This window comes from Curtobacterium sp. MCBD17_028, assembly GCF_003234875.1.
Lineage (GTDB): Bacteria > Actinomycetota > Actinomycetes > Actinomycetales > Microbacteriaceae > Curtobacterium.
This window is the reverse complement of the sequence record NZ_QKTQ01000013.1, coordinates 1-20,082: the sequence shown is the minus strand read 5'-3', so window position 1 is coordinate 20,082 and position 20,082 is coordinate 1. Positions and strand designations below refer to the sequence as shown.

General features: G+C 73.1%; 20 protein-coding genes. 12 read left to right on the top strand and 8 right to left on the bottom strand.

Going from position 1 to position 20,082, the window contains the following annotated elements; genetic code table 11:
* The first annotated feature begins 7 nt into the window (after positions 1–7).
* The 8 genes from DEI86_RS12910 to DEI86_RS12875 are packed head-to-tail and all read left to right on the top strand — an operon-like array spanning position 8 to position 8,567.
* Positions 8–1,045 carry an ABC transporter ATP-binding protein gene (locus DEI86_RS12910; RefSeq protein ID WP_220038522.1) on the top strand — a complete coding sequence of 346 codons (1,038 nt, stop codon included), beginning with the start codon at positions 8–10 and terminating at the stop codon, positions 1,043–1,045.
* A complete protein-coding gene (locus tag DEI86_RS12905) occupies positions 1,042–2,322 on the top strand; it encodes an ABC transporter ATP-binding protein (protein ID WP_111049797.1) in 1,281 nt (426 codons plus the stop codon). The genes DEI86_RS12910 and DEI86_RS12905 overlap by 4 nt, the downstream gene beginning before the upstream one ends.
* Positions 2,319–3,158: a M55 family metallopeptidase gene (locus DEI86_RS12900; RefSeq protein WP_111027856.1), complete on the top strand. Its 840-nt coding sequence runs from the start codon at positions 2,319–2,321 to the stop codon at positions 3,156–3,158. The genes DEI86_RS12905 and DEI86_RS12900 overlap by 4 nt, the downstream gene beginning before the upstream one ends.
* Positions 3,155–4,135, top strand: coding sequence for an isoaspartyl peptidase/L-asparaginase family protein (locus DEI86_RS12895; protein WP_111037546.1), 981 nt, complete (start codon positions 3,155–3,157; stop codon positions 4,133–4,135). The genes DEI86_RS12900 and DEI86_RS12895 overlap by 4 nt, the downstream gene beginning before the upstream one ends.
* 36 nt (positions 4,136–4,171) lie before the next feature.
* Complete coding sequence (locus tag DEI86_RS12890) at positions 4,172–5,089, top strand: MurR/RpiR family transcriptional regulator (RefSeq protein WP_111011638.1); 918 nt, start codon at positions 4,172–4,174, stop codon at positions 5,087–5,089.
* Positions 5,086–5,901, top strand: a complete 816-nt coding sequence (locus tag DEI86_RS12885; protein WP_111012903.1) for an SDR family NAD(P)-dependent oxidoreductase — start codon at positions 5,086–5,088, stop codon at positions 5,899–5,901. The genes DEI86_RS12890 and DEI86_RS12885 overlap by 4 nt, the downstream gene beginning before the upstream one ends.
* 24 nt (positions 5,902–5,925) lie before the next feature.
* Entirely contained in the window at positions 5,926–7,623 is a 1,698-nt protein-coding gene (locus tag DEI86_RS12880) for a DUF885 family protein (protein WP_111049795.1), read from the top strand.
* Positions 7,620–8,567 (top strand): ketopantoate reductase family protein, encoded by a 948-nt coding sequence (locus DEI86_RS12875; protein WP_111049793.1) that lies wholly within the window; start codon positions 7,620–7,622, stop codon positions 8,565–8,567. Before DEI86_RS12880 ends, DEI86_RS12875 begins: the two co-directional genes overlap by 4 nt.
* A gap of 148 nt (positions 8,568–8,715) precedes the next feature.
* Here DEI86_RS12875 and DEI86_RS12870 read toward each other — a convergent pair whose 3' ends face one another.
* Both DEI86_RS12870 and DEI86_RS12865 read right to left on the bottom strand, forming a co-directional pair.
* Positions 8,716–9,615: an NAD(P)-dependent oxidoreductase gene (locus DEI86_RS12870; protein WP_111011642.1), complete on the bottom strand. Its 900-nt coding sequence runs from the start codon at positions 9,613–9,615 to the stop codon at positions 8,716–8,718.
* 157 nt (positions 9,616–9,772) lie between these two features.
* Complete coding sequence (locus tag DEI86_RS12865) at positions 9,773–10,546, bottom strand: SGNH/GDSL hydrolase family protein (protein WP_258370108.1); 774 nt, start codon at positions 10,544–10,546, stop codon at positions 9,773–9,775.
* Between the two features lie 184 nt (positions 10,547–10,730).
* Between DEI86_RS12865 and DEI86_RS12860 the strand changes: the two genes are divergently transcribed.
* Positions 10,731–11,153, top strand: a complete 423-nt coding sequence (locus tag DEI86_RS12860) for a hypothetical protein (protein WP_111049791.1) — start codon at positions 10,731–10,733, stop codon at positions 11,151–11,153.
* Positions 11,154–11,385: 232 nt separating this feature from the next.
* Positions 11,386–12,075, top strand: a complete 690-nt coding sequence (locus tag DEI86_RS12855) for a hypothetical protein (RefSeq protein WP_111049789.1) — start codon at positions 11,386–11,388, stop codon at positions 12,073–12,075.
* Positions 12,076–12,124: 49 nt separating this feature from the next.
* Here the strand turns inward: DEI86_RS12855 and DEI86_RS16600 are convergent, their stop codons facing one another.
* Complete coding sequence (locus tag DEI86_RS16600; RefSeq protein ID WP_181439778.1) at positions 12,125–12,292, bottom strand: hypothetical protein; 168 nt, start codon at positions 12,290–12,292, stop codon at positions 12,125–12,127.
* Positions 12,293–12,528: 236 nt separating this feature from the next.
* Between DEI86_RS16600 and DEI86_RS12850 the strand changes: the two genes are divergently transcribed.
* Both DEI86_RS12850 and DEI86_RS12845 read left to right on the top strand, forming a co-directional pair.
* On the top strand, positions 12,529–14,421 hold the full coding sequence (locus DEI86_RS12850) for a family 43 glycosylhydrolase (RefSeq protein WP_111049787.1): 1,893 nt from the start codon (positions 12,529–12,531) through the stop codon (positions 14,419–14,421).
* Between the two features lie 139 nt (positions 14,422–14,560).
* Complete coding sequence (locus tag DEI86_RS12845; protein WP_258376550.1) at positions 14,561–15,544, top strand: NADP-dependent oxidoreductase; 984 nt, start codon at positions 14,561–14,563, stop codon at positions 15,542–15,544.
* Between the two features lie 30 nt (positions 15,545–15,574).
* Here the strand turns inward: DEI86_RS12845 and DEI86_RS12840 are convergent, their stop codons facing one another.
* From DEI86_RS12840 to DEI86_RS12820, 5 genes are read right to left on the bottom strand one after another with little or no spacing between them, the layout of a single operon-like run.
* Entirely contained in the window at positions 15,575–16,651 is a 1,077-nt protein-coding gene (locus tag DEI86_RS12840) for an electron transfer flavoprotein subunit alpha/FixB family protein (protein ID WP_111049785.1), read from the bottom strand.
* The gene (locus DEI86_RS12835) at positions 16,648–17,406 is read right to left on the bottom strand and encodes a hypothetical protein (RefSeq protein ID WP_111037539.1); all 759 of its coding nucleotides are present in this window, start codon (positions 17,404–17,406) and stop codon (positions 16,648–16,650) included. The genes DEI86_RS12840 and DEI86_RS12835 overlap by 4 nt, the downstream gene beginning before the upstream one ends.
* Complete coding sequence (locus DEI86_RS12830; RefSeq protein WP_309146562.1) at positions 17,403–18,212, bottom strand: amino acid ABC transporter ATP-binding protein; 810 nt, start codon at positions 18,210–18,212, stop codon at positions 17,403–17,405. Before DEI86_RS12830 ends, DEI86_RS12835 begins: the two co-directional genes overlap by 4 nt.
* Positions 18,209–19,114 carry an amino acid ABC transporter permease gene (locus DEI86_RS12825; protein WP_111049783.1) on the bottom strand — a complete coding sequence of 302 codons (906 nt, stop codon included), beginning with the start codon at positions 19,112–19,114 and terminating at the stop codon, positions 18,209–18,211. Before DEI86_RS12825 ends, DEI86_RS12830 begins: the two co-directional genes overlap by 4 nt.
* A gap of 22 nt (positions 19,115–19,136) precedes the next feature.
* On the bottom strand, positions 19,137–20,045 hold the full coding sequence (locus DEI86_RS12820) for an ABC transporter substrate-binding protein (protein WP_111049781.1): 909 nt from the start codon (positions 20,043–20,045) through the stop codon (positions 19,137–19,139).
* Positions 20,046–20,082: the final 37 nt, after the last annotated feature.

Here is a 20,082-nt window from a genome sequence, read left to right as displayed (position 1 = left end):
ACACGACATGCCGACGACGACCACGACCGCGGCGACGAACGCGAGCGCCACGACGACCGCACCGTTGCTCGAGGTCGAGGGCCTCACCATCGGCATCCGACGCCGGGGGCGCCCCGACGTCCGGATCGTCGAGGACCTGGGGTTCAGCATCGCCGAGGGCGAGCGGTTCGGGATCGTCGGCGAGTCCGGCTCGGGCAAGTCCCTGACGCTCCGGGCGATCGCCGGGCTGCTGCCGAAGGGCGTCACGGTCCTCTCGGGTGCGATCCGCTACCGCGGGCGAGACCTCGCGGGCCTCGGCGCGAAGGAACGCCGCCGCCTCATGGGCCCCGAGATCGCCATGGTGTTCCAGGAGCCGATGACCGCGCTCAACCCGGTGCTCCGCGTGGGCGACCAGATCGCCGAGGGGCCGCGTCGGTACCTCGGGCTCTCGCGCGCCGCGGCCCACGACCTGGCCGTCGAGATGATGCGCCGGACGGGCATCCCGGATCCCGATCGCCGCGCCGCCGCCTACCCGCACGAGCTGTCGGGCGGGCTCCGGCAGCGCGTCATGATCGCGATGGCGCTGTCGTGCTCACCGAAGCTCGTGCTCTGCGACGAGCCGACCACCGCGCTCGACGTGACGGTCCAGCACCAGGTGCTCCAGCTGCTCGAGGAGCTCTGCGACGCCACGGGTGCCGCGCTCGCGTTCGTCACGCACGACCTCGCCGTCGTCAACCAGACGTGCAGCCGGGTCGCGGTGATGTACGCCGGCCACCGGGTGGAGACGGGCCCGGTCAAGGCCGTGTTCGCCGACCCGCGGCACCCGTACACGAAGGGTCTGCTCGACTCGGCGCCGGACTTCGACGACCCCGACCGAGCACTCGTGCCGATCCCCGGGTTCCCGCCGAACCTGGCCGCCCGGCCGTCCGGCTGCCCGTTCGCGCCGCGCTGCCCGTTCGTCGTCGAGGCGTGCACGACCGCCATGCCGCCGCAGGAGGACGTCGGGCCCGGCCGCACCGCCGCCTGCATCCGCACGCACGAGGTGTTCGAGGGAGTCCCCGCATGACCACGATCGCACCCACGGCGCCCGACACCGGCGCCGTCCTCAGCGCCACGGGCGTCACGAAGCGGTACGCCCTGCCCGTCACCGTCGTCGACCGCGTCCGACGCACCGAGCGTCCGGCGCTCAAGGCCCTCGACGGCATCGACCTCGACCTCCGGCGCGGCGAGGTCCTCGCGCTCGTCGGCGAGTCCGGATCGGGCAAGTCGACGCTCGCCAAGATCCTCGTCGGCAGCGTCACCGCGACGACGGGTCGGGTCGACGCCGACGGTGCCCCGCTGCCGGTCCACCGCGACCGCGAGGCCTCACGCCGCATCCAGATGGTGTTCCAGGACCCGTACTCGTCGCTCAACCCGCGGATGAGCGTCGGCTCGATGCTCCGCGAGCTCCTGCTCCTGCACCGCATCGTGCCGCGGAACGAGGTGCGGGCCGAGAGCATCCGGGTCCTCGGGCTCGTCGGCCTCGACGAGGACGCGCTCGACGCCTACCCGAGCCAGTTCTCGGGCGGCCAGCGGCAGCGCATCGCGATCGCCCGCGCCATCGCCGTCCGGCCGGACGTGCTCATCGCCGACGAGCCGGTGTCAGCGCTCGACGTGTCGGTGCAGGCGACGATCCTCGAACTGTTCGCCCGCCTCCAGCGCGAGCTCGGCCTGAGCATCCTGTTCGTCGCCCACAACCTCGCGGTCGTACAGCACCTGAGCCAGCGCGTCGCGGTCATGTACCTCGGTCGCATCGTCGAGGTCGCCGACACCGCCGAGCTGTTCCGGAACCCCCGGCACCCGTACACGCGGGCGCTCATCGACTCGATCCCGCGCATGGGCACCGAGGACGCCATGAGCCGCCTCGCGCTGCAGGGCGACCCGCCCAGCCCGTTCGACGTCCCGAGCGGCTGCCGGTTCCACCCCCGCTGCCCGTACGCGGTCGACGCCTGCCGCACCGTCGACCCCGCGCTCGAGCCGGTGCCGGTCGTCATCGGCGCACGTCCGACGTCCGCCGGCGGCCTGCCGGGAGGCGACGGAACGTCCGCCGCGCACGTCGCCGCCTGCATCCGGTCGGCCGAGCTCGGCGACGTCGACCCGCTCCGCGAACCGGCGATCGAACTCGACGACCCCGCACTCACGGAACCCGAGGTCCTGCTCGACCCCGACGCGCTCGTCGAGGGCGATCCCGTCGACCGCCCCCAGACCGCCACCCCGGCCGACCCCGCCCAGCACCGCACCGCACCGCACCACCCGGCCGAGCCCCATCAGCCGACCGCGCCCCACGAAGGAAGGCCCGCATGAAGATCTGGATCTCGTACGACATGGAGGGCGTCGCCGGCATCGTCGACTGGGACCAGTGCCGTCCCGGTGCGCCCGGGTACGCCCTGGGATGCGACCTCCTGCTGGCCGAGGTGAACGCCGCGATCGAGGGCGCGGTCGCCGGCGGCGCCACCGAGGTGCTCCTCAACGACTCGCACAGCCGCATGGCGAACCTCGACCCGCGGGCGATCGCGCAGCCCGAGGTGGTCCGGATGATCACGGGCCGCCACAAGCCGATGTACATGGTGCAGGGGCTCGATGCCTCGGTCGACGCGGCGTTCCTCGTCGGCTACCACGGCAGCATCTCCGGCGCGCCGTCCACGCTGTCCCACACGTACAACCCCGAGGTGTTCACCGGGGCCCGGGTGAACGGCGCCTGGGTCGGCGAGAGCGGCATCAACGCCCTCGTCGCGGCGCACCACGACGTCCCGATCGCGCTCGTCACCGGCGACGAGGTCACCTGGACCGAGACGGAGCCGTTCGCTCCCGACGCCGAGCACGTCGTCACGAAGACGTCGATCACCCGCGCGAGCGCCGACGCCCTGCACCCCGCCGTGTCGTGCGCACGGATCCGGGCCGCCGCGACCGCGGCCGTCGCGAAGGTGACCGCGGGCGGCATGCGCGCCCCGGACCTCCCGGCCGACACGACGCTGGAGCTCGACGTGCTGACGTCCGACATGGCGGACGTCGCCACCTGGGTCGGCGGCGTCGATCGGGTGTCCGAGCGCACCATCGCGATCAGCGGCGGCGACCTGCTGTCGGTGTTCACGCGCTTCGTCGCCGTCAACTACATCACCCGGCAGGCGGGCGGCCGATGACCGGGGCTGCAGCCGAGCAGGCGGGCCGTCGCGACGAGGAGGCCATCGCGCGCCCGCAGGGCACCCGGATCTGGGACATCGCGCCGACGCGCGGCTGGTCCCTCGCCCTGCACGGCGGCGCGGGCGGTCGGATCGCGGAACTCGCCGACGAGGACCGGCAGCGGTTCGAGGCCGGGCTCGCGGCCGCGTACGCGGCCGGGTCGGCGGTCCTGGGCGCCGGTGGTCCCGCGCTCGACGCCGTGTGTGCGGCCGTCGAGCAGCTCGAGGACGATCCCCTGTTCAACGCCGGACGCGGGGCAGCGCTCACCGCCGAGGGCGAGGCACAGCTCGACGCGTCCGTCATGGACGGCGCGACCGGCCTGGCGGGCGCGGTCGCGGCCTCCCGGCACGCACGGAATCCGGTGCTGCTCGCCCGCGCCGTCATGGAGCGGTCCGCGCACCTGTTCATCGTCGACCCCTCCGAGGACCTCGTCGCCGGCTGGGGGCTCGAGACGGCCGCGCAGGAGTACTTCATCACCGAGGCGCGCCAGCAGCAGCTCGCCCGGATCCTCGCCGACCGGCTCGTCGCACCGCGGCACGGCACGGTCGGTGCGGTCGCCCGGGACACCTCGGGCACGGTCGCCGCGGCGACCTCGACCGGAGGCATGTCGGCACAGGAGGACGGCCGCGTCGGCGACTCGCCCGTCATCGGCGCCGGCACCTACGCGCGGAACGGCCAGGCCGCGGTGTCCTGCACCGGCGAGGGTGAGGCGTTCATCCGCGGAGTCGTGTCCCACGACATCGTCGCCCGCATGCGGTACGGCGGGGCCAGCCTGCCCGACGCGGTCCGTGCCACGATCGACGAGGAACTCACCGCGCGCCACGCCAGCGGCGGCCTCGTGTCCGTCGACGCGGACGGCCGGGTCGTCGTGGCGCACAACTCGCCGACGATGTTCGCGGCGTTCCACGACGGCGATCGGCTCGTGCTCCGCACCTGAGGCCGTCGGCCCGGGACCGGACACACCAGGAGGGACATGCCGATCAACGACGAGATCTTCGCCCGCATGGACGAACTCAGCCCCGCCGAGAAGAAGGTGGCGCGCACCCTGCTCGCCGCGTGGCCGAGTGCGGGACTCGACAGCGCGGCGAGCCTCGCGCGCTCCGCCGGCACGAGCACGCCGACGGTGCTCCGGCTCGTCGCGCGGCTCGGGTTCGGCACGTACCCCGCGTTCCAGGCGAAGCTCCGCGACGAGGTCGCCCACCACATGGGCAGCCCCGTCCAGCGCACCCAGGAGGGCATCGCCCACGACGGCGGCAGCGGGACCTTCGCCCGGGCCATCGCCGAGCGGGTCGGGCTCATCGAGGCGCTCCGGACGTGCGTGCCGCCGAGCGAGTTCGACCGCGCCGTCGCCGTGCTCGGGGAGCGGCCGAAGCACGTGGCCGTCATCGGGGGGTACTTCAGCCGCTACTTCGGCATGGTGTTCGCCGCGCAGCTCGACCAGATCCTGCCCGACGTCGCGTTCCTCGCCGAGCCGCTCGGGCACGATGTCGGGCGCTTCCTGCGGCTGCGCCGGGGTGCGGTCGTCGTCGTCATCGACTTCCGGCGCCACGAACTCGCCGCGCAGGAGGCGGCCGCCGCCGCGAAGGAGCAGGGCGCCACGGTCGTCGTCATCACCGACACCACGCTGTCCCCGGCGGCCGAGAGCGCCGACGTCGTGCTGCCGGTCACGGTGGACGGGATCCCGTTCGACTCGATGGCACCGCTGCTCGTGCTCATCGAGGCGCTCGTCGAGGGCGTGCTCCGCGCGAGCGGTCGCCGCGGCCTCGCACGCATGAAGGAGTGGGAGGACTCGGTCCGGATCTCCCGCGCACACCGAGGGGAGCCGACGACCGGCCCCCGGGCCGTCGGCGCCGGCAACCTCGGCGCCATCGAACTCGAGGAGGAACGATGAGCGACGAGTTGCCCACCACGACCGGACAGTGGCCCCTGGCCGCCTCGGCGCGTACCGCCGCGCGGAGGCCGGACGGCACGCCCTCCCCGGCGCCGGAGCCCGTGCCGTCGGCCACGGGACCGCTCGCCGGCCAGGTGGCCGTGGTCACCGGGACCGCGCAGGGCATCGGACGGCGCACGGCTGACGACCTCGAGGCCGCCGGCGCCGTCGTCCACCGGCTCGACCGCGACGACCTCGACCTCGCCGACAGCGCCGCCGTGGACGCCTGGTTCGCCGCGCTCGGCCGCTGCGACGTGCTCGTCAACGTCGCGGGCGGCGTCGTGGGCCAGACCCACACACCCATCGAGGACCTCACCGACGCCGCCTGGGACGCCGTCTGGGCGGCGAACGTCCTGACCGCCAGGAACTGCACCCGCGCGGCCGCCCGCCTCATGAAGCCCGCCGGCTACGGGCGGATCGTCATCGTGTCGTCCGGTGCCGGCCGCAGCGTGAGCCTCACCGGCATCCAGGCGTACACGACGTCGAAGGCCGCGCAGATCGGGTTCACCCGGCAGATGGCGCACGAGCTCGGCCCTCACGGCATCACCGTCAACTGCATCGCGCCCGGGTTCGTCCTGTCGAACCCGACGACCCAGGCGCAGTGGGACTCCTACGGCCCCGACGGGCAGCGCGCCCTCGTCGAGCGGATCGCGGTCCGCCGCACCGGCACCCCCGAGGACATCGCCCGCGGGGTCGCGTTCTTCGTCGCACCCGACGCCGGATGGGTCAGCGGTCAGACGCTGTCCATCGACGGCGGACACCAGCTCTTCTGAGCCACCCGTTCCCGAGAGGACAGCATGACCACCACCCCACCGGACACCGACGTCCACGCGCAGCTCGCCGACCTCGGCGAACGGTACTTCGCCGCCGAGCACACCTACGACCCCTACAACGCGACCCTCCTCGGCATCGCGGAGTTCGACCACCTGCCCGGTGACCCGAGCGAGGACGCGAGCGAGCGTGCCGCCGCGGACCTGGCGGCGATCGCGGAGGCCGCCGCGGGCCTCCCGGTCGACCGGCTCGACGACGCGGGCCGGGTCGACCACGGCGTGCTCACCGCACTCGTCCGTGGTGCGCAGCAGGACGCCGAGCACAGCCTGTGGGCGGCGAACGCGAGCGCCAAGGGGTACGTCAGTCGGCAGGGCCTCGTGTTCCAGGCCGTCCCCGCGATGACCGTCGCCGACCAGGCCGCTGCGGACCGGTACCTGGCCCGGATCGGCGGCCTCGGCGGGACCTTCGCCGCGCTCGCCGACCGGTACCTGCTCGAGGCGTCGCGCGGGCGCGTGCCCACCGCCATGGGCGTGCGCCACTCGATCGAGCAGCTCGAGGGCTACCTCGCGCTCCCGCTCGACGACGACGCCCTGCTCACCGCCGTGCGCGGGACGCCGTGGTTCGACGCCGCCCGGGCACTCGTCGACGAGCGGGTGCGCCCCGCGATGTCGGCGCTCGCCGAACGGCTCCGGGTCGAGCTGCACCCGCTCGCGCGGCCGGACGACCGCGTCGGGATCTCGACGATCCCCGGCGGGGCCGAGGGCTACGCCGCCGCGGTCGCCCGGCACACGACGACCGCCCTGACGCCGGACGAGATCCACCGGATCGGCCTCGACGAACTCGAGCTGCTCGGGGAACAGTGGGCGACGATCGGACAGCGCGCGCTCGGGCTCACCGAGCCGGTCGAGATCGCCGCGCGACTGCGCACGGACCCGGCGCTGCGGTTCCGGACCACGGACGAGATCATCGGGTACGCGCAGGCCGCGCTCGACCGGGCGGAGGCCGCGCGCCCCGCGGCCTTCCCCGCGTACGACATCACCGCGTGCACCCTCGAGCCGATCAACCCGATCGACGCGGGCAGCAGCGCCCTCGGCTACTACCGGCCCCCGGCGGTCGACGGCAGCCGCCCCGGCGCCTTCTGCCTGCTCGCCGACGAGCCCGAGCAGCGCTACCGGTACGAGTACGAGGCCCTGACGTTCCACGAGTCGGTGCCCGGCCATCACATGCAGCTCGCGATGGCGCAGCAGCTCGACGTGCCCCGCTACCGCCGCTACCTCGACGTCGAGGCGTGCAGCTTCAACGAGGGATGGGGCCTGTACTCCGAGGAGCTCGCCGACGAACTCGGGCTGTACTCGGACGACGTCGCCCGCCTCGGGATGCTCTCGATGCGCGCGCTCCGGGCCTGCCGGCTCGTCGTCGACACGGGCATCCACCACCTCGGGTGGTCCCGGGAGCAGGCCGTGCAGTTCATGCTCGCGAACACCGCCGCCACCGAGGAGCACGTCCGCAGCGAGGTCGACCGCTACATCGCCTGGCCCGGGCAGGCCCTGGCCTACATGATCGGACGCCGCGAGATCCTCCGGCTCCGGGCAGCCGCGCAGGGTGCGCTCGGGGACCGGTTCGACCTGATCGGGTTCCACGACACGGTGCTCGGGAACGGCGCGGTGCCGCTCACCGTGCTCGGCGGAGTCGTCACGCAGTGGCAGGAGAGGACAGCAGCATGAAGGTCACCATCATCGGCGCCGGCGCGATCGGCGGCACCATCGGGGCTCGGATGCACCGCGCCGGACACGACGTCCTGCTCTGCGACGCGGATGCGGCACACGTCGCCGCGATCAACGACGACGGCCTGCACATCGAGGGGCCGGTCGAGGAGTTCACCGCGCACGTTCCGGCCGTCACGCCCGACGACCTGCCCGACACGATCGAGCACGCGATCGTCGCGGTGAAGAGCCTGCACACGGCGTCCGCCGCGGCGCTCCTGGAGGGACGGCTCGCCTCCGACGGGTTCGTCCTGACCGTGCAGAACGGCCTGACCGCCGACACCCTGCAGGCCGCCGTCGGCGCGGACCGGGTCGTGTCGAGCTTCGTCAACTTCGGTGCCGACTACCTCGGCCCGGGCCGCATCCTGCAGGGCAACGTCGCGACGTTCCGGATCGGCGAGATCGGCGGCGGACCGATCACGCCACGGGTCGGCCTGCTCGTGGACAGCCTGCCGTACGCACTGCCGACCGAGAACGTGCTCGGTTACCTGTGGGGCAAGGAGGCCTACGGCGCGATGCTCTGGGCCGGCGCGGTGTCCGACCTGACGATCGCGGACTCCCTGTCGCTGCCGCCGTACCGGGCGCTCATGACGGCCGTGGCGCAGGAGGCCATCGACCAGGCACCCGTTCCCGTCGAGTCGTTCGACGGCTTCGTGCCCGACGACCTCGACGGGTCGCTCGATCGGCTCGCCGCGTTCAACCGCAAGAGCGCCAAGGCCCGCAGCGGCATCTACCGCGACCTCATGGTGCGCAAGCGCAAGACCGAGGTCGACGAGGTGCACAAGGACATCCAGGGGCCGGTGTTCGACCGGATCGTCGCGATGATCCACGACATCGAGGAGGGCCGCCGCACGTGCGAGGTCGCGAACCTGGAGGAGTTGGCGGAGTTCGCGGCCTCCCGCTGACCACGGCGGGATCGAACCGCTCTCGTCCGTTCGCACCGCGCGCTCCGGGTGTTCCACCGGAAGCGCGCGGTGTGACCGCGGACGAGCACGCGGCCCTGCCGCAGCGCGCGCGGTGCCGTCTCCGCTCAGACGGAACCGCTGAGGGAGGTCAGGGTCGCGACGTCGGCATTGCTCGCGCGTGCCCCTGCTCGTCGAGGTGGTCGCGCCACGAGCGCTTCGGGCTCCAGCCGAGGAGTCGCCGCGCCTTCGCGATCGAGATCCCCGACGCGTCGACGCGGTCGAGTTCGCGGAGCTCGATCGCGTCGCCGTGGTGCTCGCGCAGCGTGGCGGCGAAGTCGTGCCCCCCGGCGTTGTCGGCCGCAGCGATGTAGAACACCTCGTGCCCGGGCAGGTCGGACTCGGCCGCGAGCACCAGGGCATCCGCCAGGTCCTCGGCGTCGATGTAGCTGCCGAAGTTCGCGCTCGTCCGGGACGGCTCGCGCACCTGCGGACCGAGGTTCGACTCGTAGTTGTCCTCGTTGTGGACGGTGCTCGGCCGGATCGAGATCGCACGGATGTCGGAACGACGCACCGCGGCGTCCATGAGCTGCTCGCCGAACGCCTTCGACAGCGCGTACGGGTCCTGCGGGTACTGCGGGTGGTCCTCGTCGACCGGCAGGTAGTCGGGCAGGAACGGCCGTTCGGGGAAGAAGTTCCCCACGATGCTCTCGCTCGACACGTTGACGAACCGGCGGACGCCGAACTGCACCGCGGCCTCGATCAGGTTGAACGTCGACATCAGGTTCGTCTGGAACACCACGTGTGGCGGGTTGCCGGTCGGCTGCGGGATCGCGGCGACGTGCACGACGACGTCCGCACCGGCGACCACGGCGTACGCGGAGCCCGCGTCGGTGAGGTCGGCCTGCACGTACCGTCCGGGGACGACGACCCCGGCGTCGAACACCGGGCGGACGAGGTCGACGCCGAGCACCTCGTGCCCCGCGTCGACGAACGCCTGGACGGTGGGGCGTCCGACCTTGCCCCGGGAACCAGTGACGACGACCTTCATGGTGTGTTCCTCCTGCGCGGGCGGCCCGCGGTCCGTCCGACCGGGAGGGCCGGAACCAGTCCGAACGTACGCGAGATCGCACTCGTTGCCGTTCTGGGCGCCTCCACAACGGCGACGAGTGCGATCTGGAGCGACCGCCCGACGCAGCCGTGCTCCGTCACGGCGTGCGGGAGCTCCAGGGGAGGTCCACCGTCTGGAGGGTCGCCCGCTTGGGCTCCCGGCCGTCGCCCGACGAGCGGCCGGTGAGACGACGGCCGATCCAGGGCAGCACGTGTTCGCGCCAGTAGGCGGCACGCGACTGCCGGACCACCTCCGGTGGGAGCTCCTCCGGGAACGGGGGGAGGGGAACCTCCAGTGCGGCCAGCACGTTGCCCGCCACCCGCCGGTGCCCGAGGGCGTTGAGGTGCAGTTTGTCCGGTGACCAGTAGCGCGGCTCCATCAGTTCCTCGTCCGACCAGTTGTCCACCACGGTCACGTGGTCCTTGCTGGCCCACTGCCGGATCGCGCTCGCGAACTGGTTGCCGCGCCCCTCGACGAGGCGCCCGGCCGGCAGGTTCCGCGTCATGTTCGCCACCGTGACGAACACGACCTCGGCGCCGGAGGCCACCGCACGGTCGATCGCGGCCTCGAGCCGGGCGGTGACCGCGGCAACCGAGACGCGGGCGCGGATGAGGTCGTTGTTCCCGCCGCTGATGCTCAGCAGGTCGGGACGGAGTGCGATGGCCGGCTCGAGCTGCTCGTCGAGCAGGGGTGCGAGCAGGCGGCCGCGGATGGCGAGGTTGGCGTACGTGACCGGGCCGGCCGCCGCCGCCGCGATCCCCTGGGCGACGAGGTCCGCCCACCCGCGAGGAGTGCCGTCCGGCCGTTCGTCACCCATCCCCTCGGCGAAACTGTCACCGATGGCCGCGTAGCTGCTCAACGATCTCTGCACGGGTCGATCCTGCTCCTGCGGTGACGCGCCCGTCCGTAAGCTGCCGCCATGACCGCCCCGGGCTCGACCGCGACGGGTCCGTCCGCGGGTCCTGCTGCTCAACGGCACGGTCGGCGCGGACAAGACGACCACGGCCGACGCGGTCGGTGCACTGCTCCGCGAGCGGGGTCTGCCCCATGCGGTGGTGGATCTCGACGCCCTCCGTCGCGTGTGGCCCGCACCGCCCGACGACCGGTTCAACGGAGCGCTCCTCGCGCGGAACCTCGCGGCGGTGGCGCGGAACGCGTGGGACGCCGGTGCCGAGCGGCTCGTGCTCGCGGGCGTCGCGGAGACCGTGGAGGACCGGAGCGCGCTCGAGGAGGCCGTCGCCGAGACGATCGTCACCTGTCGGCTGGTGGTGACGGCCGGCGAACTCCGACGGCGACTGCTCGTGCGGCACGCGCCCGGAGCGGAGCGCGACTGGCACCTCGACCGCGCGGAGGAGCTCGACGCGGTCCTCGACGGTGCTGACGTCCACGATCACGCGGTGTCGGTCGACGGCGACGACCCCGGGAGGGTCGCCACCGCGGTGCTCGATGCGGTCGGGTGGGGCCCTCCAGTGCGCTGAGCGTCGGGCAGACCATCCGCTCGCAGGGTCGTCGTCGCGGTCAGATGCCCAGGACGAGCCGGATGCCCGCCGCGACCTGCGTCATCAAGTTGCGCTGCAACGCGATCGAAGTGTTCGAAGTCGCTGTCCGGAACCGAGATCGCGGTCTTCATGGGGTGAGTACAACCGGTCGTACCGGTCTCGCCGCATGCGGCCCGCACGTCACGTCAGTGAACAGGCCAGGATCGTGTGCATGGCCGACGCTCCGTTCCGCACCGGGTGGGTGATCGTCCGCGCGCGGTACCCAGAGCTCGTGAGCGTCGAGGTCCGCCGACGGCGCACGATCATCGCTGGCAGCGTGGCCACGGCGGTCGGGACGGCAGCCTCGCTGACCGAGATCGTCTGGCACTGGGCGACGACGCCGGCCCCGCTGGTGGTCGTCGGCCTGGTGCTCATCGCGGCCGCGTTCGGTTCGGGCGCCGCCGCGTCCCACCGCCTGTCGCTCGCGTCGCCACCGCTCTGGGCGTTCATCCCATCGGGCAACTGGCGCCGCCAGGAACGTATCGCCCGACAGTTCGCCCCGCGGCCACCGGCGATGGCTCCGGAGGACCGCGACCTGGTGATCGCCGCCGCTGAGCGTGCGCGCGACGGGCTCGTCCTGAGCGCGGCCCGGACACTGTGGGTCCCGGCCGCATGGGCACTCGTGTGGCTCGGCGTGGCCGCCGTTGGTCTCGAGGGGCGGTTCGCCTTCTCCTTGTTCACACCGCTCGGTCTCGGGCTGCTCCAGTCCTCGACGTTCATCGCCGCGGTGACCGGACTCGGCCGCATGGAACTCGCCCGACGCCGCGCCGAGGCCCTGCCGCCGCTGCCGGAGGTCGCACCACCGCGTCGGCCCACCGGTCGTGGTCCGAGCGGATCGAAGCTGTCGCTCCCCGGCGAGTGACCGTCCCGCTCCGCGCGAGTGACCGTCCCGGCCCCGCCGACCCGCGCCCTCAGGCCGCGTTCCGCCGCCGCATCGGGGATCCGTCGCGGAAGAAGTCCTCGTACCGGACGGTGTCCTCGGTCGTACCGGTGGGCCGTCGCGGCGGAACGGCCGCCGCCTTGCGGAAGAAGCGGATCTGGGCGGGTGCCACACCGGGTTGCATCTCGTATCGGCTCATGTCGTTCCTCGGGTCCCTGGCCGATGCGGCGCTGACGCCCTGTCGTCAGCTGACGCCGCATTCGTGCGAGTGATGCTCAAACAATAAGGGTGATCCTGGCCCGCGAACAGGGGTAGACAGCGTGCGCGTTCCGTGCAAGCGCTGCGCCTGACGTCCTGCTCCGCGACGGTGGACGGCGAGCGGGGTCGTGGGTAGCGTGAACGCCACCACTCCTCAACGACGAGAGAGAAGCAACCGTGCGCCGAATCCTGGCGACCGTGATCGCGGCCGCAACGCTCATCGGGGCCCCGGCCCTGTCCCTCCCGGCCATGGCGGCACCGGCCGCGGCCCCACCGCGGACCGCCGCCGTCCCCGCGCATCGCGGCCCGACGACGCCCGCGAGCTACCAGAACCCGATGGCCCTGCGCCTCCCGGACGGCCAGACGGCCGCGAGCTGCGCCGACCCGACCGCCATCCACGGCGCCGGGCGCGACCGGAACTGGTACCTGTACTGCACGTCGGACGCGCTCACCGCGACCGAGACGAACGCCGACGGATCGCTCGTACAGCACACCGTCCCGACCTACCGCTCCACGGACCTGACGCACTGGACGTACGTCGGAGACGCGTTCACGACGAAGCCGGCCTGGGTCGGTGCGGCGAACGGGATCTGGGCCCCCGACGTCGTGTACCGCGCGGGCGCCCACGGGCGTCCCGGCACGTACTTCATGTACTACGCCGCGTCGGACACGCCGACCGCGACCGCGGCAACCGGCGGCGGGTCGGCCGTCGGCGTCGCGACGAGCACGAGCCCGACCGGACCGTGGACCGATTCAGGAGGCCCGGTGGTCGCCCCGCAGGAGGCCGCGAACGGTCAGGGGAAGCGCTGGGAGTTCGACCCCGAGGTGATCACCGCCAACGGCGCGACGTACCTGTACTTCGGCAGTTACTACGGCGGCGTCAACGTCCGGCAGCTCACGGCTGACGGCCTCCGGTCGCTGCCCGCCACCGAACAGCCGATCGCGATCGACAACCGGTACGAGGGCACCTACATCACCCAGCACGACGGCTGGTGGTACTTCATGGGCTCCGCCACGAACTGCTGCAACGGTGCCCTCACCGGGTACGGCGTGTTCGTCGCGCGGTCCCGCAGTCCGCTCGGCCCGTTCCTCGACCAGGACGGCGTCTCGATCCTCAGCACCCGGGTTGGAGGCACGCCCCTCCTCGCGCAGAACGGCAACCGCTGGGTGGGCACCGGGCACAACACGGTCGTCACGGACTTCGCCGGGCAGGACTGGATCATCTACCACGCGGTCGACCAGAACGACCCGTACTACGCGGGCCAGCCGACGTACACGAAGCGACCGGCGCTCATCGACCCGCTCGACTGGGTGAACGGCTGGCCGACCGTCCGCGGGGGTGCCGGACCGTCCGATCAGCGTGAGCCCGGGCCCGTGGCGCAGCCGGGGGAGCGGCCCACCTACCGGCCGACCCTCGCGCCGGTCACCGTGCCCGGCCGTCCCGTCCGGGCGGCCTCGACCGACTTCGCCGGGACGAGCCTCCCGTCGTCGCTCGCGTGGACGCGGCAGCCGGACCCGTCGACGTACTCGGTGAGCGGTGGCGCGTTCCGCTGGCAGACGCAGGCCGCGGACCTGCACCCGCCGGCGACGCCGCTCGCCTCGGTGCTCACGGAGCCCGCGCCGGCCGGTGACTACGTGGTCGAGACGAAGGTGTCGGTGGACACGCCCGCGACCGGCGATGGCGTGAACTACGCGCAGGGCGGTCTCATCGTGTACGGGGACGACGGCAACTACATCCGCCTCGTGTCCAACTCGATCTACGACACCCGGCAGACCGAGTTCGGCAAGGAGGTCACCCCGCAGCCGGCGGGCGCCCCGAACTACGGGAACATGGTGGTCGGTCCGGTCGGCGACTGGACGACGCTCCGGATCGTGCACCACACGGTCGAGGGGAAGAGCGCCTACACCGCGTACACGAGCGTCGACGGGCGGCACTTCGTCAAGGGCGGCACGTGGACGGCCGCTCTCGGGGCGCACCCGCGGATCGGGCTCATCTCGCTCGGGGCCTCCGGGTTCACGAGCACGTTCGACTACCTGCACGTCAGCGGGGCGGTGACGCTCGGGCGCTGACCCCCCGCACCCGCACCCGCACCCGCGACACTTGCGAGATCGCAGCTGTTGTCGTTCTGGCACCACCCAGAACGGCAACGACTGCGATCTCGCGGAGAAGCGGAGCAGCGGTGAGGGGGCGCGGGGTAGCGTCCCCCGCGTGACCGACTCCACGCCAGACAACCACACCCCCACCACCGCCCGCGACGCCGACCTGCCCACGACCATGCGGGCGGTGCGCTTCGACGCGTACGGCGACCGCTCGGTCCTCCGGGTCGACGAGGTCCCGGTGCCCGAGGCCACGGGTGACCGCGTCCTCGTTCGCGTGCGCGCCGCGGGCACGAACCCCGGCGAGGCAGCGATCCGGCAGGGCGCGATGGCGGAGCAGTTCCCGGCGACGTTCCCGTCCGGACAGGGCACCGACCTGGCGGGCGTGGTCGCGGCGATCGGCGAGGACGTCACGCAGTGGGCCGTCGGGGACGAGGTCCTCGGGTGGTCGTGGGAGCGGTCGAGCCAGGCCGAGTTCGTCAGCGTCCCCGAGGGGCAGCTCGTCGCCAAGCCGCGGCGCCTGTCGTGGGAGATCGCGGGTGCGCTCGACGTCGCCGCGACGACCGCGTACGCCGCCGTGCGGGCCGTCGACCCCCGCCCGGGCGAGACCGTCGTCGTCTCGTCCGCGGCGGGTGGCGTCGGCGGCATCGTGACGCAGCTCCTCGTGGCGAAGGGCGTCGACGTCATCGCCGTTGCGTCCGAGGCGAACCACGAGTGGCTCCGCTCGGTCGGCGCGCGTCCGGTGGCGTACGGGGACGGCCTGGAGGACCGGGTGCGGCCGGCGGGTACGAACGGGATCGACGCGCTCATCGACACGCACGGGCCGGAGTACGTGCGGCTGGGCATCGCGCTCGGGGTCCCCGCGGCGCGCATCGAGACGATCATCGCGTACGAGGCCGCGGCCGAGGTCGGGGCGAAGACCGACGGGAGCGTCGACGCCGCGTCCCAGGAGGTCCTCGCCGAACTCGCGGGCCAGGCCGCCGACGGCACGATCACGGTGCCGATCGTCGCCACGTACCCGCTCGACGCCGTGCAGGACGCCTACGCGGAGCTCGAGCAGGGTCACGCGCGCGGCAAGATCGTGCTCGTGCCCTGACCGGTCATGCCCGGCGCACCGCCGGGCGGATCACGCGCGGCTGAGCAGCCGGAGCACGGCGACCGCGTCCCCGACAACCGCGACGTCGGCGCCGCGCATGATCGGGGCGTCGGGGTCGCTGTTCACGGCGACGATCGTGCCCGCGTCCCGCACGCCCGCCAGGTGCTGGGGCGCGCCGGAGACCCCGAACGTCACGTAGACGTCCGGGCTGATCGTCGTGCCGGTCTGCCCGATGAGCCGGTCGAAGGGCACCCAGCCCGCCTCGACCGGTCCGCGCGCGGAACCGAAGACGGCGCCGACCGACTCCGTCCACCGGCGCAGGGCGTCCGCCTGCGCGGCGGATCCGAGCCCCCGGCCCGCGGCGACGACGACGCGGGCACGCGCGAGCGGAGCGCCGACGGCGTCCTCGTCGACGACGGACGCGACGCCCACGGCGGGCACCGCGGTCGGTGCCGCGGGGAGCCGGCGCACGATCGGTGCAGCGACCGCACGGAGCCCGTCGGTCGGGACGTCACGACCGGCCCGTGCGCCGCCGCCACCGTCTGCCCCGTCGTGCGCCGGGTCGGCATCGACCGGGAGGCCCGGCGCGGCCAGCAGGAGCACCGGACGCCCGGCGGTCGACCGGACGGCCGTGGTGCCGTCACCGGCGTCGACCACGACGACGACCCGGCCGTCCGTGCGACGGACCTGCTCGACGCCGGTCACCAGGGGAGCCCCGAGGCGGACGGCGAGACGCCCCTGGACCTCGCGGCCCCAGGGGGTCGGCGCGGCCACGACGACGTCGGCGTGCCTGCCGGTGTCGGCACGTGTCGGTTCATCGGCAGGTGTCCGGCCGTCGGCAGGTGTGCGGGCGTCGTCGGGGTCCGGGCCGAGCAGCTGCGCGAGCGTGGCGGCGACCTGCGCCGCATCGGCTGGTGGCCCGGACGGGTCGGCCGTGAGCGCGGCGACCTCGGCGACCCCGGCGGCGGCGAGTGTCGCGAGCACGTCGGGGCCGGCGTGCGAGACGACCGCGAGCACGTCCCCGAGCCCGACGGCGAGCGCGAGCGCGCCGAGCGTGCCCTCGGGGACACCGGCCTCCCCGGTCTCGAGGACGACGACCGTGCTCATGCGGGGACCGCGGCGACCGCGGGGGCGAGGCCGAGCGAGGCGAACAGCGCGAGGACGGCCGCCTCGTCGTGACCGGCGACCCGCCGACCGGCACGGCGCACGACCGGGCGGGGGACGCGCTCGACCTCGTGCCACGCGGGCACCGTGGGCCCGACGCCGAGGTCGTCCGCGTGCCACCGCTCCACGGGCGTCGTCGTGGCGCGCCGGAGATCCGCGGCTTCGAGCGGGCCGACCTCCGCGCCGTACTCGGCCACGCTGACGACCGCGGGCAGGGGCGCCGACACGAGGTGCGTCGCGGTGTCGGTGCGCTGACGGGCCGTGAGCGCCGTCCGTGCGGGGGTCGGGCCTCCCGGACGTGTGCTGCCGGTGGCGCTGATGCGGTCCGCGGCCGCGAGCAACGGCCATCCCAGGACCCCGGCGAGCATGGCGGCGAGGACGCCGCTGCGGGTGTCGGTGGCCTCGCGACCGAGCAGGACGACGTCGGGGCGGATCCGCGTGATGACGGCGGCCAGCCGGTGCGCGGCGGTCGCGAGGTCGCAGGCGCCATGCGGATCGAGGACGTGCACCGCGCGCCGGGCGCCGAGCGCGAGCGCTTCGCGCAGGGACGCGACGGACCGGTCGGGTCCGAGGGTCACCGCGGTGACGGGGGTGGGGCCGGCGAGGGCGACCGCAGCGGCGACCGCGAAGGGGTCCACCCCGCTCATCGCCGTCCCGCCGGGTGCGTCGATGTCCTTGACGAGGACGAGGACGTTCACGCGGCGTCCTCGCGGAGCACGCGCGCCAGGAACGTCCGGGTCGACTCGTGAGCGGGCGCGACGAGCACCTCGGACGGGGAACCCTGCTCGACGATGCGGCCACCGTCGAGGAACACGACCGAGTCGGCGACCTCGCGGGCGAATCCGATCTCGTGCGTGACGACGATCATCGTCATCCCGTCGGCCGCGAGGTCCTGCATGACCGACAGCACCTCGCCGACGAGCTCCGGGTCGAGTGCCGACGTCGGCTCGTCGAAGAGCATCACCGAGGGTTCCATCGCGAGCGCGCGGGCGATCGCGACGCGCTGCTGCTGGCCACCGGACAGTTGCCGCGGGTAGTGGTCGGCGCGGGCGGCCAGGCCGACCCGGTCGAGCAGGGCGCGTCCGCGCTCGGCGGCGTCGGCGGCGGACCGTCCGAGCACGCCGACCTGGGCCTCCACGACGTTCTCGAGCGCGGTCATGTGACCGAAGAGGTTGAAGCGCTGGAACACCATGCCGATGGCACGCCGCTGCCGAGCGAGGTCGCGGTGCCCGAGCGGGTGGAGCTTGCCGCCGCGCTCGCGGTAGCCGATGCGCTCGCCGCCGACGAACACCTCGCCGTCCTCGAACGTCTCGAGCTGGTTGATGCACCGCAGCAGGGTGGACTTGCCCGAGCCCGACCGGCCGAGCAGGCAGCAGACGCTGCCGGTGTCCACCTCGAGGTCGACGGACCGGAGGACCTCGTCGTGCCCGAACCGCTTGCTCAGGCCCCGGATCTCGACCATGGGATCGGTCGCGGTCGCCCGCGGGGTCATGGTGTCGGTCATACGGCTGACCCGCCCTTCGGTGCGAGGACCGCCCGGCGGCTGACGCGGGCGCTGAACGAACGGCCGTAGTGCCGCTCGAGGAAGTACTGCCCGACGCTGAGGACGGACGTCACGACGAGGTACCAGATCGACGCGGTGAGGAGCAGCGGGATGGTCTGGTAGTTGTCCGAGTAGATGAGCTGCGCCGAGTAGAGGAGCTCGGGGAACGCCAGGACGGACACCATCGACGAGGACTTGAGCAGCCCGATGAGCTCGTTCGCGGTGGGCGGGATGAGCACCGGCATGGCCTGCGGCATGACGATCCGGACGAGGGCCCGGCTGGGGTTCATGCCGAGCGCTGCCGCCGCCTCGCGCTGCCCGGGGTCGACCGACCGGAGTCCGGCGCGGACGATCTCGGCCATGTACGCGCCCTCGTTGAGGCCGAGCCCGAGGATCGCGGCGATGAACGGCGTGACGACGTCGTTTGCCGAGAAGTGGGCGAACGCGGGGCCGAACGGGATGCCGACCGTGATCACCGGGTACAGCGCCGAGATCGAGCCCCAGAACAGCAGCTGGACGAACACGGGCGTGCCGCGGAACAACCAGACGTAGAACCACGCCACCGCCGCCACGACGGGGTTGCTCGACATGCGCATGACGCCCACCACGCCCCCGAGCACGACCCCGATGAGCATGGACACGGCGGTCAGTTCGAGGGTCCGCAGGAGTCCCAGCAGGATCCGCGGCGAGTGGAACCACGTGAACGCGACGCCCCACTCGTAGCGGGGGTTGGTGACGAGCGAGTGCGCCACGACGGCGGCGACGAGCAGCAGGATCACGGCCGCCGTCCACCGGCCGTAGTGACGGCGTCGGGCAATGGGTGGGCGCTGCGCGCTGGTGCGTGTGGGCGTGGTGGTTGCCATGGTGTCCTCTCGTCCGCCGGCCCTAGGAGAGCGGCTGGCCGTTCACGAGCGGGGCGTCGATCGCAGCCTCGCTCATGCCCCACTTCTTCAGGATGCGGGCGTACGTCCCGTCGTCCATGATCTTCTGGAACGCCTTCGCGAGCGGCTTCGCGAGACCGCTGCCCTTCTTGACCGCGATCCCGTGGTAGACCGCGCCGTAGGGCTCGCCCGCGAGCTCGAACGCGCCCTTGCTCTTCCGGACCTGCCAGGCGGCGACGGGGGTGTCGGCGATGGAGACGTCGGCGCGGCCGGACTTCACGGCCAGGTTGGCGGCGCTCTGGTCCGGGAACACCTGCACGGACACCGATCCCTTGCCCTGCGCGGTGCACTGCTTCGCGGCCGTCTGGGCGTCGGTCTGCTCCGAGGTGCCCTTCTGCACCGCGACGGAGTGGCCGCACAGCTCGGCGGTCGTCGTGGGCTTGTCCTTCGTGCTGGTCGACCCGAAGATCGACGCGCCGTCCTTGCTGTAGTCGACGAAGTCGACGACCTTCCGCCGCTCGTCGGTGTCGTTGATCCAGGACATCCCGACGTCGTACTTGCCGCCGGCGAGGCCGGGGATGATCGAGTCGAACGAGGCGTTGACCTCCTTGACCTGGATGCCGAGCTCCTTGCCGAGCGCGTCTGCGAGGGCGTAGTCGACACCGGTCAGCGTCGTGCCGTCCGCCTCGTAGTAGCCGATGGGCGGGTACGACGCGTCACCGGCGACCGTGATCGAGCCCTTCTGCGTGACGGCGGCGGGGAGCTCGCCGGTGAGCTTCGTGCTCGTGACGGCGTCCGACGACGAGCTCGAGGTGCCGCAGCCGGCGAGGAGCACGGAGGCAGCCGTGGCGGCCACGAGGACCGAGGCGATGCGGGCGGGACCGAGACGCGGGGCGCGGGGTGTGCGGGGCATTGCTGGACCTCCTGGTCGGGTGCGGGCGGTGCGGGGG